The 15531-nt window shown below is 66.0% G+C and carries 13 protein-coding genes, 1 tRNA gene and 2 rRNA genes; 5 read left to right on the top strand and 11 right to left on the bottom strand.

The window, feature by feature from the left end; translation table 11 throughout:
- Positions 1-205: hypothetical protein (locus VNJ47_10960; protein HXG29349.1), on the top strand; the 205-nt coding region annotated here is incomplete at its 5' end.
- A 16-nt stretch (positions 206-221) separates the two neighbouring features.
- Here VNJ47_10960 and VNJ47_10955 read toward each other — a convergent pair.
- From VNJ47_10955 to VNJ47_10935, 5 genes are all read right to left on the bottom strand, one after another.
- Positions 222-297: transfer RNA gene (locus VNJ47_10955), tRNA-Thr, on the bottom strand.
- Positions 298-504: 207 nt separating this feature from the next.
- Entirely contained in the window at positions 505-1278 is a 774-nt protein-coding gene (locus VNJ47_10950) for a type III pantothenate kinase (protein ID HXG29348.1), read from the bottom strand.
- On the bottom strand, positions 1275-2267 hold the full coding sequence (birA, locus tag VNJ47_10945; GenBank protein ID HXG29347.1) for a bifunctional biotin--[acetyl-CoA-carboxylase] ligase/biotin operon repressor BirA: 993 nt from the start codon (positions 2265-2267) through the stop codon (positions 1275-1277). Before birA ends, VNJ47_10950 begins: the two co-directional genes overlap by 4 nt.
- Positions 2264-2935 carry a glycerol-3-phosphate 1-O-acyltransferase PlsY gene (plsY, locus tag VNJ47_10940; protein HXG29346.1) on the bottom strand — a complete coding sequence of 224 codons (672 nt, stop codon included), beginning with the start codon at positions 2933-2935 and terminating at the stop codon, positions 2264-2266. Before plsY ends, birA begins: the two co-directional genes overlap by 4 nt.
- 23 nt (positions 2936-2958) lie before the next feature.
- Entirely contained in the window at positions 2959-4716 is a 1758-nt protein-coding gene (locus VNJ47_10935; GenBank protein ID HXG29345.1) for a PDZ domain-containing protein, read from the bottom strand.
- Between the two features lie 133 nt (positions 4717-4849).
- Here VNJ47_10935 and VNJ47_10930 point away from each other — a divergent pair, with 133 nt between their 5' ends.
- Genes VNJ47_10930 through VNJ47_10920 form a run of 3 tightly spaced genes read left to right on the top strand, consistent with a single transcriptional unit; the run spans position 4850 to position 7205 of the window.
- Positions 4850-5335 carry a PaaI family thioesterase gene (locus VNJ47_10930; protein HXG29344.1) on the top strand — a complete coding sequence of 162 codons (486 nt, stop codon included), beginning with the start codon at positions 4850-4852 and terminating at the stop codon, positions 5333-5335.
- Between the two features lie 47 nt (positions 5336-5382).
- Positions 5383-5772 carry a DoxX family protein gene (locus VNJ47_10925; GenBank protein HXG29343.1) on the top strand — a complete coding sequence of 130 codons (390 nt, stop codon included), beginning with the start codon at positions 5383-5385 and terminating at the stop codon, positions 5770-5772.
- Between the two features lie 8 nt (positions 5773-5780).
- Positions 5781-7205, top strand: coding sequence for a serine/threonine-protein kinase (locus VNJ47_10920; protein ID HXG29342.1), 1425 nt, complete (start codon positions 5781-5783; stop codon positions 7203-7205).
- 6 nt (positions 7206-7211) lie between these two features.
- Here the strand turns inward: VNJ47_10920 and VNJ47_10915 are convergent, their stop codons facing one another.
- The 3 genes from VNJ47_10915 to VNJ47_10905 all read right to left on the bottom strand — a co-directional run bounded on the left by VNJ47_10915 (position 7212) and on the right by VNJ47_10905 (position 10847).
- Positions 7212-8714: an adenylate/guanylate cyclase domain-containing protein gene (locus VNJ47_10915; GenBank protein HXG29341.1), complete on the bottom strand. Its 1503-nt coding sequence runs from the start codon at positions 8712-8714 to the stop codon at positions 7212-7214.
- Positions 8715-8742: 28 nt separating this feature from the next.
- A complete protein-coding gene (locus tag VNJ47_10910; protein ID HXG29340.1) occupies positions 8743-10482 on the bottom strand; it encodes an acyl-CoA dehydrogenase family protein in 1740 nt (579 codons plus the stop codon).
- 74 nt (positions 10483-10556) lie between these two features.
- Positions 10557-10847: a DUF3862 domain-containing protein gene (locus tag VNJ47_10905; GenBank protein ID HXG29339.1), complete on the bottom strand. Its 291-nt coding sequence runs from the start codon at positions 10845-10847 to the stop codon at positions 10557-10559.
- A gap of 120 nt (positions 10848-10967) precedes the next feature.
- Here VNJ47_10905 and VNJ47_10900 point away from each other — a divergent pair, with 120 nt between their 5' ends.
- Positions 10968-11345 (top strand): DUF423 domain-containing protein, encoded by a 378-nt coding sequence (locus tag VNJ47_10900; protein HXG29338.1) that lies wholly within the window; start codon positions 10968-10970, stop codon positions 11343-11345.
- On the opposite strand, the gene VNJ47_10895 is transcribed toward VNJ47_10900, so the two are convergent.
- From VNJ47_10895 to VNJ47_10885, 3 genes are all read right to left on the bottom strand, one after another.
- Positions 11244-12719 (bottom strand): DUF4403 family protein, encoded by a 1476-nt coding sequence (locus VNJ47_10895; protein ID HXG29337.1) that lies wholly within the window; start codon positions 12717-12719, stop codon positions 11244-11246. The genes VNJ47_10900 and VNJ47_10895 overlap by 102 nt on opposite strands.
- 151 nt (positions 12720-12870) lie before the next feature.
- A 5S ribosomal RNA gene (gene rrf, locus VNJ47_10890) occupies positions 12871-12986 on the bottom strand.
- Positions 12987-13098: 112 nt separating this feature from the next.
- A 23S ribosomal RNA gene (locus VNJ47_10885) occupies positions 13099-15531 on the bottom strand; the annotation flags it as partial.

The following is a 15531-nucleotide window of genomic DNA, read 5'->3' as shown; positions in this document are numbered from 1 at the left end:
GGCCGATTTCAGCCAGCTCAGCCATTACGCCCGCCGCAAGCTGCGCTCCATGCAGCGTCGGCCCACACTGGCGACCGCCTTCTGGAACAGGCGGAACTGCCCTTGTAACCATTCAACCATTTATGCAAGGCTCAATAGGTGCCAGTCAGCAGGGGCCGACATGGATGATATTCACTGGACGCATCGCAACAGGGGGACGACGTAGCGCGCGCGATGGGCGATGGTGCCGGCGGAGGGAGTCGAACCCCCGACCTACCGCTTACAAGGCGGTTGCTCTACCAACTGAGCTACGCCGGCCGTCGCACTGCCCCAACACCCGTGCGGCAGCCCAGGCTGCCGCGACCCGGCCCGGCCACAGGCCGGGCGTTCGCCGTCTCCGCGAGCTGTGCTCGCGAAGCGAGCCGGCTCACCCAACTGAGCTACGCCGGTAAAGCTAACGGCCACTTTAGCAGGCTGTTCAAAAACGCCACTCTGTGCCACGTGGCCGTGCGGCGGGCCGCGATTCTACGGGGGCCTGCCCCGGCTGTCATGCGGCCCCCAGCTGCCCTTGGATTCGCTGGCCACACAAGCCAAGCCCTCGAGGACCAGGTCGGGCGCCAGCAACCATTCGCCGGCCAGCAAAGGCTGCAGAGCGGCGGCATCACCCCCGGTTATAAAAGGCGTGATCGCGGCATGTTCGCGTCTGATGCCAGCAAGAACCCGATCGATCAAGCCCAAAACTCCGTGCAAAGTACCCCAAGACACGGCCGTGTCGGTATCGATGCCCAACCAGCCCGGGGCCTGCGCGGGGTCGCCGGCGCGAACTTGGGTCACTTGGCGCAGGCTTTGTCGCTGGGTGGCCAAGCCTGGGGCAATCAGGCCACCGCAATGCTGCCCGCCCGCACCCACCACATCGATGGTCAGGGCGGTGCCGGCATCGACCACGAATACCGCGCCCCGGGCGCGGCGGTAAGCAGCGATCATGGCCAGCCAGCGGTCAACCCCGAGCCGCGCCGGCTGCGCGTAGGCATTGCGCACGCCGCAAGCCGCGGCGCCGCTGCTGACCCAGTGCGGCACCAGCCCCCAGCGGGTTTGCGCCCAGCCTTCTATGGCGGCGTGTAACGCGGGCGCGGCTACGCTCGCCACCCACAGCTCGGCCGGCTTGCGTTCCAGCTCCAGCGCCTCGAGCACCGCCTGCGGCGAGTGCCCGGCATGCACCCGTGCGCCACCCGATTGCAAGGTCTGATCCCACCAGGCCCACTTCAGTCGGGTGTTGCCGATGTCGAACAGCAGTTTCATCCGGGATTGCCCGTGAACCGCAGGCTGAGGTCGCCGGACAGGCAGCGGCGCAGGCCGCTGGCGGTCTCCAGCAGCAGGGCACCCTCGCCATCGACGCCGCGCGCCACACCGGTGATGGACTGCCCTTCCTGCTCCAGTCGCACCGGACGGTCCCGCGCCAGATCGAACGCTGCCCAACGGCGGGCGAAGTCGGCAAACCCGTGCTGGGCGAACGCCGCCAATGCGCGCACCAGCGCATCCGCCACCGCCGCACACAGAGCATTGCGCCCGGGCGGCACGCAGCCAGCGGCGTCCAGGGCCTGCGCCACCGTAGCCCAGGGCTGGTCGAGCGCCCGCGCCTGGATCGAGCTCATCGCCACGTTGAGCCCAAGCCCGACCACCACTCGGGCCGGCCCGCCGCCCTCGCCACGATGCTCGATCAGGATGCCGGCCAGCTTGCGCTCCCGCCATAGCAGGTCGTTCGGCCACTTCACGCCCAGGTCGCGTACGCCGAGGGCCTGTAAGGTCTCGGCCACGGCCACGCCCACCGCCAGTCCCAGCGCACCGAACTGCGGCGGCAGCCCGCCAAAGCGCCAGGCCAGAGACAGGTACAGGTTGGCGCCGAAGGGCGAGCACCAGCCGCGTCCGCGCCGCCCGCGTCCCGCCGACTGGTACTCCGCCAGGCAGAGCCGCGCCGCGCCGTCATCGGGCTGGGCCAGCAGCCAGCGGTTGGTGGAATCCAGCACCGGGAAAATATCGATGGCGATCTGCTGCGCCTGTGCGGACAGCCCGCGCCGGATGGCGTCGGCATCGAGCAGCTCCAGCGGTTGCGCAAGCCGGTAACCGCGCCCGCGCACCGCCTGCAGTTCCAGCCCCCATTGGCGCAGGCCCTGCAGGCGCTTCCAGACCGCCGTGCGGCTGACGCCCAGCAGCTGCGCGAGCGCTTCGCCGGAATGCCAGCGGCCGTCGCTCAGGCAGCGGATGGCCGTGAGCCGGGCCTCGTCGCTCATGCCCCGTGCGTGTGCCGCAGCAGGCGGCGCAGCAGCATGGCCTTCTCGAAGCGACTCTCGCTGCCGTCACGCAGGCGCTGCAGATTGGCGCGATGGGTGTAAAGCACCAGCGCCAGCACCAGGTACATGAAACCCGCCGGCACCGTGGCCAGCCCGGTCTTGGCCGCGACCGCCACGGTCGCGGCGCTGAAACCGATGATCGACGCCAGCCCCACGTAGCCGGTCAGCATCAGCGTCAGCACCCAAGCGATGGCGAAGAACGGCAGTGTCTGCGGCAGCAGCCAGGCCAGCACGCCCAGCAGCGTGGCCACGCCCTTGCCGCCGCGAAAACCGAAGTACAGCGGGTAGACATGCCCCAGTACCACGGCCAGGGCGCAGGCGTAAGGCAGCCCCAGGGCCAGGACGGCAGGCATCGGACCCAGGCTCGCACCCAGCGTCCCGAGGTTGAAGCCCGGCAGCCAGCCCACCGCCAGCAGGCCCTTGCCCACATCGATCACGAACACCCCGAGGCCGAACAGCGGGCCCTGGGTCCGCAGGGCATTGGTGGCGCCGGCGTTACCGCTGCCCTGCTGGCGGATGTCCACGCCGCGCAGCGCGCCCACCACCAGCCCGCCCATCACCGAGCCAAGCAGGTAGGCAACCGCGATCTTGAGCAGGAATTCGATCATGCCGGCATTGTTCCGCGTCGGCGCTACTGCCGCAACCAGCTGCGACGCCGTGCCAGCGTCTCGGCGTCGGGATCGGCGCACGGGCGCAGCAGCCAGGTGTCGGCCGGGCGCTCGCCGAGAACGACCTCGAAATCCATCAGCTCGTCGCGGCGGAACGCATGCACGCGCACGCGCGCGCCCGGCACGCTGGCCGCCAGCAGGCGGTCGAGTTCCTGGCCCTCGACGCGCAGGCCGTCGAAGGCCACCAGCACGTCGCCGGCGGACAGCCCGGCCGCCTGCGCCGGCGTGCCGTCGAGCACATGCTGCACCTGCGTGCCGCCAGGCGCGAGCCGCAGGCCCAGGTATGCACCGCCGCCCGGCGCCTGGCACAGCTGGGCTTCGATGCCGAAGGCCGACAGCAGCTCCGCCAGCGGCGGGTCCTCGGTGCCGCGTACCAGGCACGCAAAGAAATCGCGCAGGTCGAGACCTGAACATTCCTGTGCCATCGCCTCCAGCCCGCGTTCCGGTACCGGCACGCCGGGCTGGCCGTAGCGCTGCCACAGCGCGCGCATGACCTGGTCGAGATCGCAGCGTCCGCCGCTGTCCAGGCGCAGTTTCAGATCCAGACACAAGGCCACCAGCGCGCCCTTGTTGTAGTAGCTCAGCACGGCGTTGGGCGTGTTCTCGTCCGGGCGGTAGAACTTGGTCCAGGCATCGAAGCTGGATTCAGCCAGCGATTGCCTGCGTCGCCCCGGCGTGCGCCACAGGCGCGTGGCGGCCTCGGCCAGCATCTCGCAGTAGCCGGCGAGGTCGATCAACCCGGCGCGGACGAGCGTGAGCTCGTCGTAGTAGGAGGTGACACCCTCATAGGCCCACAGGTCCTCGGTATAGACCTCGTGCGCCAGGTCGGCAGTCGCGAAGACCTGCGGCTGGATGCGCTTGACGTTCCACAGGTGGAAATACTCGTGGCTGCACAGCCCCAGGAAGCTGCGGTAGCCGCGGGTCATCTTGTTTTCGCCCCGCACCGGCAGGTCTTCGCGCGCGCAGATCAACGCCGTCGAATCGCGATGTTCGAGCCCGCCATAGCCCTTCTTCACCACCCGCACCAGGAACAGGTAGCGTGCCATCGGTGGCGGCGCGCCGAACAGCTCGATCTGCTGTGTGCAGATCCGGGCCAGGTCCGCTGCCAGGCATTGCGTGTCGGCGCGATGGCGCCCGGACAGTACCAGCTGGTGCGGCACCCCGCCCGCCGCGAACTCGACCACCTCGAACTCGCCCAGTTCGACCGGGTGGTCGATCAGATCGGCGTAGTCGTCCGCGGCATAACGGCCGAAGCCCCAGGGCTCGGCACCGGCAGGTCTGAGGGTGGTGGCGACGCGCCAGTGTGCGGCGTCCACGCCCTGCGGCGGCTCGAGGTCGAGCGCCACCGCCAGGCGCTCGTGGCCGCGCGGCTGCACGAACACCGCGCTGCCGTTGAAGAAGCCCCGCGTACCGTCGAGCCAGGCAGCACGTACGGAGTCGTCCCAGCCGTAAACATCGTATTCCACGGTCAGCGGGCCGGCGCAGGGCGCACAGCGCCAGCTCGACTTGTCGAGCTTGCGCACGGCGACGGTACCGTCCGGACTGCGTGCCTCGAAACGCAACACCTGGCGTGCAAAGTCGCGGATCAGATAGCTGCCCGGGGTCCAGGCCGGCAGCGTGAACACCTGCCCGGCCGGATCCGGATGCGCGACGCGGCAGCTCACCGTGAACACGTGCGCCTGCGGCCGACTGGGGGTGATGCGGTACTGAATGCTCTCCAAGGCTGGCAATTCCGGCAAACCCGCGCGCATTCTACGCGGATGCCGTGCCCGGGTCAGTGCCGGCACCGGCCGGTGCCGGGACTGCCGAATCCCGGTATGGTATGAGGCCCTGAGCAACTCACAGGTCTGCTGCATGACCGATCAAGACCCGCTGATCCGACTGCGCCGTCGCGCCCTGGCCCTGCCGCGCAGCCTGGCCGAACGCAGCCAATGGCAGGCCGCTTTCAATGCCTCGCCCGCGGCACAGCATTTCGGCCTGCGCGTGGACCTGTCGGACCCGCAGTTCATCGCGGTGCGCCTCGACCAGATCCAGCCCTGGCACCGCGGCGGGCTCGGCACACCTGCTGTGAACGGCGCGGTGATCGCTGCCATGTTCGATCTCGGCCTCGGCCTGGCCGGCGGCCAGCAGTTCCCGCAGCGGCCCACCGGCACGATCGACCTCTCGATCAAACTGATGAAGCCGACGCTGGGCCCGCAGGTCGCGCTGTATGCCTGGGCGGTCGAGAAGCGCACTCATGTCGTATTCGTGGAGGCGGAAGTGCATGATGCCGGTAACGGCGTCACCGCCATCGGCCAGGGCTTGGTGTCGGCCTCGGCGACGCTGGAACACAAGACCTGATCGGCGCTAGGCTTGGCTCCTGATTCACCACTGCTGGGGAGACTGTCGTGCAAAATCTGCTGATGCTCGTGGGCCGCATACTGCTGGCCGCCATATTCGTGTGGGCCGGCTATGGCAAGATCGAGGCCTATGCCGGTACCCAGGCCTACATGGCCAGCCAGGGCGTGCCCGGGGCGCTGCTGCCGCTGGTCATCCTGCTCGAGCTGGGCGGCGGCATCGCCATCATCCTGGGTTTCTTCACGCGCCTGACCGCCTTCGCCCTGGCGGCGTTCTGCGTCGCCTCGGCCTTGCTGTTCCACAGCAACGTCGCCGAGCAGATGCAGGCCATCCTGTTCATGAAGAATCTGGCCATGGCCGGCGGCTTCCTGGTCCTGGCTGCCCACGGGCCTGGCGACATCAGCCTCGACAACCGCCACAGCCGTCCGGCCTACGACTGATCGCGCGCATGGGCGTGGCGCCCGCCAATCACGAACTCACCCTGCGCGAAGACGCGCAGCCGCCGCCAGACCCCGCCCCTGCGATCGAACGTACGCTCACCCAGCCGGTCGAGCCGCCGGCAACGGCGGTGGCGGGCATGCCGGCTGCCATCGGCAAGTACGAAGTGCGGCGCGAACTCGGGCGCGGCAGCTGCGGTGTGGTCTACCTGGGCTTCGATCCCTTCGTGCAGCGTGACGTGGCCATCAAGGTCGCGCTGCAGGCCGTTGCGGCCGGCGCATCCACCACGCGCCCCGACCACAGCCATTTCTTCGTCGAGGCGCGCGCCGCCGGGATGCTGCAGCACCCGCATATCGTGTCGCTGTTCGATGCCGGCGTCGAAGGCGAGCTGAGTTATATCGTGATGGAATACGTGGACGGCGAGACGCTGCGCGAGTACACGCGCAAGGGCGGCAAACGTCTGCCGACCGACCAAGTGGTGGACACGGTCTTCAAGTGCAGCAAGGCACTGGATTTCGCGCACCGCAAGGGCGTGCTGCACCGGGACATCAAGCCCAGCAACATCATGCTCGGCCGCGACGGGGTGGTGAAGATCATGGACTTCAGCGTGGCTGAACTGACGCAGCACGCCGCATCCGGCCGCCGCAGCCTGGTCGGCTCGCCCCTGTACATGTCACCGGAGCAGGTGCGACGTGAGCCGCCGCTGCCGCAAAGCGACCTGTACGCGCTGGGCGCGGTGATGTACGAGCTGCTGGCCGGAGAGCCGCCGTTCTGGTCGGAGGACATCGGCCAGCTGTTCGAGCTCATCGAGCAGGGTGCCGTGCCCGCCCTCGCCGAGCGCCGTCCCGATCTGCCCCCAGAACTGTGCACGATCGTCCAGCGCCTGCTGCACAAGGATCCGGCCCGCCGCTTCGCCAGCGGACAGGAGCTGGCCGCCGCCCTGAGCCGCGTTTACGACAGCCTGCGACTGACCGGCGAGCGCCTGACCCGGCGCGAGAACCGCGATTCACTGCGCGCGCTGGCCTTTTTCAACGACTTCGCCGACAGCGAGATCGACGAGATTCTCAACGTCAGCAGCATGCTGAGCTACCCGCGGGGTGCCACCATCATCCAGGAGGGCGAGCTCGACAACACCTTTTACATCATCGCACTGGGCTCGGTGGAGGTGCGTAAGGGCAAGCGCCTGCTGCAGGTACTGGGCAAGGGCGACTGCTTCGGCGAGATCGGGTTCCTGATGAGCACCAAGCGTACGGCCTCGGTCGTGGCGCAGACGCCGGTGCTGGTACTCAAGGTCAATGCCACCGAGATGCAGCTGGTCTCGCGCGATTGCCAGCTGCGCTATTACAAGGTCTTCGCCGAGAACCTGATCTACCGGCTGGCGCTGACCAGTGCACAGCTGGCCGCAGCGAGCGCCGACGGCGCACGCAAGCGCTGAACACGCTCAATCCGCAGCCAGCGTGAAAACCGCCACCGGCGCCGGCTGGCCCCGCAGTTCGTGGCGGCCGAGCGCGCGTTCCGGCAGCTCCGCGGGTAACCGCTCGCGCGTGGTACCGCTGAACAACAGGGGGCATCCCAGAACCTTGGTCAGTCCTTCCAGCCGCGCCGCCAGGTTGACCGTCTCACCGATGGCGGTGTACTCGAGTCGGTGCGGCGAGCCGATAGTGCCGACGATGGCCGGCCCGCTGTGGATGCCGACGCCGACGCGAAACGCCAGCGGCGCGGCCAGCAGGTCGCGCGCGGCCGTCACAGCCGCCGCAGCATGCCCGGTCTGTCCGTCAGTGGCGCCGAACAGCGCCATGAAGCCGTCGCCAAGAAACTTGTTGATCATGCCGCCATGTCGCTGCTCGATGATCTCCACCGCCACGCCCAGAAAGGCGTTCAGCTGTCCGACCACATCCGCCGGCGCACGCTCGGCACTGAACGCGGTGAAGCCGCGGATATCGCAGAACAGCACCGTCACCTCGCGCAGCTGGCCGCCAAGACCCGGATCGCGTGCCAGGATCTGCTGCGCGGCGCGCTCGCCCACGTGCAGGCCGAAGGTTTCCCGCAGCCGCTGCTTGTCGCGCAGCTCGCGCAGCATGCGGTTGAACTCTTCGATCAGCGTGCCGAATTCATCGGCCCGCACCAGGCCGATCTCTGCATCCAGGCGACCGCGGGATACCGCGCGAGCCGCCGCCTGCAGCGCACGAACCGGGGGCAGCACGACACGCCCCAGCAGCCAGGCACTGACCAGGCCGAACAGCACACCGAGCGCACCGACCGCCAGGCGGAAGTGATTGATACTGCCCCGCTGGTCGTCCTCGACCCAGCCCAGCAACAGCAGCATCGCGACCGGGCCCACGCCGGCCGCCAGCGACAGCAGCAGCCCGCGCAGGCCGAGCGACAGGCTGATGGCGCCCGGCGCGATGGCCGCCGCACCACGCGGAAACAGCCGCGGCAGCACCAGCGCCTGCACCAGCAACTCGACCAGAAAAAATGCGATCGTGATGGTGATCATCGCGGCGATGAACACCGCCACAGCCAAGTGCAGGGGGAAATCGTCGTGCAAAGGCTCGGCGGTGCCGCGTACCGCCGCCAGGAAAACCGGCAGACAGGCGAGATTGGCCAGCACGATCAGCGCGCTGAAATGCCACGGCAGGTTGATGGCGCGCGCACGGGCGCGCCGCAGCACGTCCTGCGCGGCGGCTGCGTCCGCACGCAGTGCCGGCGCCAGCGAGAACACCAGCCAGCCCCAGATCAGCGCGACCGGCGGAAAGGCCAGTGCATTGAAGTGCAGGATGGCCTGACGCAGCGCCGCGTTCTGGTGCGGCGTGAGCAGGGGCTCGATATACACCGTGCCGTAGGCGACATTGAAGGCGACGCTGACCAGCACCGCCAGCACCGGCGCGAGACTGATCCAGATCAGCGCCCAGCGGGGCCCTGGCAGACGTTCACGCCTCGGCATCGGGTCTCGCGCCCGCGCCCGCGCGCACTCAGAAATGCGCGGCCTGAAGGGCCATATAAGGCTCCGTGCCCCTGGACTGCATCGCGCACAGCGTGCCGACCAGCGGCAGCATGCGCTCGACGAAATAGCGTGCGGTGGCCGTCTTGCCGGCGCGCAGGCGGACATCGGCCGATCGTTCCGCGGCGCGCAGCATGCGCAGCCAGTTCCAGCCCAGGTAGGTAAGCGAAAACGCGCGCAGGTAGTCGGCGCAGCCGAAGGCGGCGTCGTTGGGCTGGGTCTTGAAGGATTGCTGCAGCCTGCGCGTGCAGGCTTCCAGCTGCTCCAGCGCCTGCGCCAGCGGCGCAGTCATCCAGTCCGGACCGCCGGCCAGGTCGGCACGGACGGCGGCAAAGAAGCGCTGCGGCAGGCGGCCGCCGTGCAGCATCAGCTTGCGGCGCACCAGGTCCATGGCCTGGATGCCGTTGGTGCCCTCGTACAGGCACAGGATCTTGCTGTCGCGCAGGATCTGCTCGATGCCGTGCTCGCGGATGTAGCCATGGCCGCCGTAGACCTGCACCGCCAGCGAGGCCAGCTCGACCGCCGAGTCCGTGCAGTAGGCCTTGACCAGCGGCGTGTTGAGTTCGACCCAGTCCTGGGCCGCCTCGCGCGCGGCGGCGTCGGCCTCATGGTGCGCGCGATCCATGTGCATGGCAGTCTCGTAGGCCAGCACGCGGGCGCCTTCAGTCACCGCCTTCATGTGCAGCAGCATGCGACGCACATCCGGATGCTCGATGATCTGCTCGCCGCCGTTGAAGGCCTTGCCCTGCTTGCGCTCCTGCGCATAGCGGATCGCGTTCTGCGTGGCCAGCTCGCACAGGCCCAGACCCTGGTAGCCGACCATGATGCGCGCCAGGTTCATCATCACGAACATGTTCTGGATGCCCTGGTTGGGCGCGCCGACCAGCCAGCCTGTGGCGCCCTCGAAGGCCATGGTGCAGGTACAGGAAGCGTGCATGCCCATCTTGTGCTCGATCGACACGCAGCGGACCCTGTTGCGCTGGCCCAGCGAACCGTCCGGGTTGACCAGGAATTTGGGCACCACGAAGGTCGACAGCCCTTTCACGCCCGGCGGCGAATCCGGCAGGCGCGCCAGCACGAAATGGATGATGTTCTCGGCCAGGCCGTGCTCGCCGGAGGTGATGAAGATCTTCTGGCCCTCGATCGCATAGCTGCCATCAGCCTGCGGGAGGGCGCGGGTCTTGACCGCGCCGACATCGGAACCGGCCTGCGGCTCGGTCATGCACATCGTTCCGGTCCACGCGCCGGTGGCGAGCTTGTGGCAGTAGGTCTGCTTCTGCGCTTCGCTGCCACTGGCCAGGATCGCCTCGAAGCAGTCCTGGGTCAGGCCCACGTACAGCTCGAAGGCGACATTCGCCGAGCACACCATCTCGCCGACGACCTTCGACAATGTGTAGGGCAGTCCCTGGCCGCCGTACTCGGTCGGATTCGCCAGGCCCACCCAGCCGCCCTCGACATATTTGCGGTAGGCCTCGGCATAGCCCGGCGGGAGGATCACCTCACCCCTGTCATAACGACAGCCGACTTCGTCGCCCTTGCGGCTGAGCGGCGCCAGTTCGCGCTCGATGAACTTGGCCGCCTCGTCGATCACCCCGCGGATCACGTCCGGGCTGGCGTCGGTGAATGCGGGCAACCGGCTGAGCTGCTCGACGTTCAGCACATCGTTCAGGACGAAATTTATCTCGGCGACCGGCGCCTTGTAACTGGCCATGGCAGAGCAACTCCCAGGTTAGCGGGCGGCCGCAGGCCGCCGCGTAGGCGGTTATTCTAACCGCTTCGCCGTGCTCAGTTTCCTTCCGGCGGCGAATTCTCGGTGAGCGTCTTCATCTTGACCTTCTCGTTGGCGAAGGTCACAGTGATCGTGTGGGTCTTGCCCACCCACTTCGCGGTCGTCGCGGACAGGCCGCCGATGCCGAAGGACGACACCTCGGTGGGCTTGCCGAGGATGCGGTTGACCTCCTCCGTGCTCATGTCGTTCTCGATTTTTTCATAATTCTCCTGGCTGACGCGCGGGCCGCAGGCGGTAACGGCCAGGGTCAGCAGCAGAATGGCCAGCAGGGTTGGGCGACGGTTCATGGTGACTCCGGAAAGCGGATCGGGCGGTACGTCACGGCCGGCGGGCGCCCGGGTCTCTGACTGTGGCCATGATAGCGGAGCCGGCACGCGCATGGATACACTCCGGCCGGGAGGTGGCACATGTTCAAACTTTTTCTGGTGATGGCGGCGCTGGCCGGCGGTTCGGCGGTTGTCCTGGGCGCCTACGCCGCGCATGGTCTGAAAGGCCGCCTGGAGGCGGGCCTGCTCGGGGCCATCGGCACCGGCGTGGAATACCAGTTCTACCACGCGCTCGCGCTGTTGGGCGCCGCGCTGCTGCTGCAGACCCAGCCGCAGGCTGCGCCTTGGTGGCAGTCGGCCGCTGGCCTGTTCGCGTTGGGTATCCTGCTGTTCAGCGGCAGCCTGTACGGTCTTGCGCTACTGGGCTGGAAGTGGCTGGGTCCGGTCACGCCGCTCGGCGGCCTGTGCCTGATCGCCGGCTGGCTGTGCCTGCTGGTCGGCGCGTTGCGCCTGCCCTAGCGTCGCGGAATCGGCCAGCGTCACTTTCAGTTGCCCGCGCGCTTCCAGACCGATATGGATGCCCTCGGCCCGGCACTCGATGCCGGTCAGGTTCAGATGCTCCACGGCGCCGCTCAGTCGCAATTCCTTGCCGAGCGGCTGGTTGAGCTGCTCCGACAGCCTGAGCGCCCCCTCTCGCAGACGCTCGCCCAAGTCCCAGGTCAGGCGCCGCTGCATCTGGGTGCGTAGCGAATCCTGCAATACCCAGGTGGCGATGCTGAGCAGCGGGTTGTTGAGGCGGCGAGTGAAGCCGAACTGCTCGATGCTCAGCATCCGCGTCTGCGGGTCGAAACGCGGCTCACCGGTGAAATACACCGTGCCGCGGGTGTCGAACCAGAAGCCCGGTGCATCACCGTTGAAATCCACGCCGATTACCAGCCTGCGGCCGGAGGTGTACAGGCGGAAATCGGTGGGCGTGATCGCGCCTCGATCGAGCACGATGCGCCGGCCGGCCAGTTCCTCGCGCAATTCGGCCTCCAGCCCGCGATAGTCCGCCAGCACCGGCAGGTACAGGGCGAAACCTTCGTCCTCGCGGGTCGCCCGCTGCAGGGGCGGCAGGCGCTCGGGGGGGTGCGCCGGCGGCTGCGCCGCCACCCTAGTGGCCAGGCGCGCACGAACGCCCAGCATCAGGCGCAGGTTCTCGCCATCGCCGCTCAGCGGCTCGAAGTACAGCGCCTGCGGGTGCACGACCAGCCAGGCCGGCGGGTCGTCGGACAGCTGCATCGGTTCATAGAGCCCTTGCCACCAGGCCTCTGCGCGCGGTTCGAGCCTGAGGGCCGTCTCGATCCGCGCCTTGAGATCCGTATCCATCTCGGCCAGCTTCTTGCGCAGTGCGCGTCCGACCAGCCCGCTCACGCGGACGCGAAACAGCAACAGCTTGATCTTGGGCTTGCGGGTCCAGTCGAAGCTGGATTTCACACTGACGCGCGGCTCCCAGTCAGCTGAGATGTCGGCCGTGATGCGCGTGGTCACCACGAGGCTGCCCTTGGTGTTGGGCCCGTCGTGGCTGCTGAAGGACAACGGCAGCGTCAGGCTCACGACACGGCTGCGCGCCTGCAGGCGCAGCGGGCCCGAGCGCCAGGCCCTGAAGTCGCTGTCCTCCCGCTTGCGGGCCAGGCTGGCGTCAATCTCCTGCGCCAGCCGTCGGTCCAGCTCGGCCAGCGGCAGTTCCACCGGCAGGGATACGTGCGAGACCGGGGGCGGTTCTGCCGCGGCGGCATCGGCATACTCACGGGGCTGCTGGGTCAGCGTCAGTTCCGGTAGCAGCCAGGGAGCCCCCCACCACAGCGCAAGGGCCAGCAGCCCCAGGCTGCCCGCGAGCCATCGTCTGCGCATGTGTCGTTCCATGTCCTGCCCCGCCTTCCTTGCCGGATGCTAGCGGGCCGTGACTGAACGCGGGCTGTCTTCAGACCGCCGGCCCGGCCAGCGGGGGGCCGAAAAGCGAAACCCCCGGCGTCGTACGACCCCGGGGGTTTCTGGATAAAGAGCCTGGCGGTGACCTACTCTCACATGGGGAAACCCCACACTACCATCGGCGCTGAGCGGTTTCACTTCCGAGTTCGGGATGGGATCGGGTGGTTCACGCTCGCTAAGGCCGCCAGGCATAGCTAAACCTGTACGTTCCTAACAATCGGGAGTAGTTGAACAGCTGCTCTTGAGCGTTCGTCTCGTATGCATCGGAAGCGGTGCGCTTCCGAAAATGCTTGAGCGTTATATGGTCAAGCCTCACGGGCAATTAGTATCGGTTAGCTCAACGCATTACTGCGCTTACACACCCGACCTATCAACGTCGTAGTCTTCGACGACCCTTCAGGGAGCTCAAGCTCCAGTGAGATCTCATCTTGAGGTGGGCTTCCCGCTTAGATGCTTTCAGCGGTTATCCCGTCCGCACATAGCTACCCGGCAATGCCACTGGCGTGACAACCGGAACACCAGAGGTGCGTCCATCCCGGTCCTCTCGTACTAAGGACAGCTCCTCTCAAATCTCAAACGCCCATGGCAGATAGGGACCGAACTGTCTCACGACGTTCTGAACCCAGCTCGCGTACCGCTTTAAATGGCGAACAGCCATACCCTTGGGACCTGCTACAGCCCCAGGATGCGATGAGCCGACATCGAGGTGCCAAACCGCTTCGTCGATGTGGACTCTTGGAAGCGATCAGCCTGTTATCCCCGGAGTACCTTTTATCCGTTGAGCGATGGCCCTTCCATACAGAACCACCGGATCACTTTGACCTACTTTCGTACCTGTTCGACTTGTCTGTCTCACAGTCAAGCACCCTTATGCCAATGCACTCATTGCGCGATTTCCGACCGCGCTGAGGGTACCTTCGTACTCCTCCGTTACTCTTTAGGAGGAGACCGCCCCAGTCAAACTACCCACCATACATTGTCCCTGACCGGGATCACCGATCGAGGTTAGAACTCCGAAATTTCCAGGGTGGTATTTCAAGGACGCCTCCATCCCAGCTAGCGCCAGGACTTCACAGGCTCCCACCTATCCTACACAGAAAAGTTCAGAGTCCAATGTAAAGCTGTAGTAAAGGTTCACGGGGTCTTTCCGTCTTGCCACGGGAACACCGCATCTTCACAGCGATTTCAATTTCACTGAGCCTCGGGTGGAGACAGTGGGGCTGTCGTTACGCCATTCGTGCAGGTCGGAACTTACCCGACAAGGAATTTCGCTACCTTAGGACCGTTATAGTTACGGCCGCCGTTTACCGGGGCTTCGATCAAGAGCTTTGCCTTACGGCTGACCCCATCACTTAACCTTCCGGCACCGGGCAGGCGTCACACCCTATACGTCCACTTTCGTGTTTGCAGAGTGCTGTGTTTTTGATAAACAGTCGCAACCCCCTTTTCACTGCGGCCCACTTGCGTGGGCGTGCCTTCTCCCGAAGTTACGGCACCAATTTGCCGAGTTCCTTCACCCGAGTTGTCTCAAACGCCTGAGGATACTCTCCTCGTCCACCTGTGTCGGTTTCGGGTACGGTCTGCCATACCTGAAGCTTAGGGGCTTTTCCTGGAAGCGGGATCTCAGTCACTTGGGCTCCCGAAGGAGCTTGCGTCCAGCGCCTTGGCATTGACCTTCCGGATTTGCCTGGAAGATCTGCCTTGACGCCTTCACCGGGACATCCAACACCCGGCCGACCTAACCTTCTCCGTCCCCCCATCGCAATATGGACAGGTACCGGAATATTAACCGGCTTCCCATCGACTACGCCTCTCGGCCTCGCCTTAGGGACCGACTCACCCTGCGCCGAATAACGTTGCGCAGGAACCCTTGGACTTACGGCGTGCGGGTTTTTCACCCGCATTATCGTTACTCATGTCAGCATTCGCGCTTCTGATACCTCCAGCACACCTTCCGGTGCACCTTCGCAGGCGTACAGAACGCTCCTCTACCACGCATACACCCGAAGGTGTACGCATCCGCAGCTTCGGTATGCCGCTTAGCCCCGTGATATTTTCCGCGCAGGCCGACTCGACTAGTGAGCTATTACGCTTTCTTTAAATGATGGCTGCTTCTAAGCCAACATCCTAGCTGTCTGAGCCTTCCCACATCGTTTACCACTGAGCGGCAATTTTGGGACCTTAGCTGGCGGTCTGGGTTTTTTCCCTCTTCACGACGGAAGTTAGCTCCCGCCGTGTGTCTCCCGTAACAGAACTTCCAGGTATTCGGAGTTTGCATCGGTTTGGTAGAAACTTGTGTCTCCCCAAGACCGAAACAGTGCTCTACCCCCTGGAGTTGATTACGAGGCGCTACCTCAATAGCTTTCGAGGAGAACCAGCTATCTCCTGCCTTGATTAGCCTTTCACTCCTATCCACAACTCATCCCCGACTTTTTCAACAGGCGTGGGTTCGGGCCTCCAGCAGGTGTTACCCTACCTTCACCCTGGTCATGGATAGATCGACAGGTTTCGGGTCTAATCCCAGCGACTGGTCGCCCTGTTAAGACTCGGTTTCCCTACGGCTTCCCTAGACGGTTAGCCTCGCCACTGAAATTAACTCGCTGACCCATTATACAAAAGGTACGCCGTCACCCTTGCGGGCTCCGACTGCTTGTACGCACACGGTTTCAGGTTCTATTTCACTCCCCTCTCCGGGGTTCTTTTCGCCTTTCCCTCACGGTACTGGTTCACTATC

Source organism: Nevskiales bacterium (assembly GCA_035574475.1).
GTDB lineage: Bacteria > Pseudomonadota > Gammaproteobacteria > Nevskiales > DATLYR01 > DATLYR01.
Note: the sequence above shows the minus strand (reverse complement) of the source record. Positions and strands in the feature narration are given on the sequence as shown.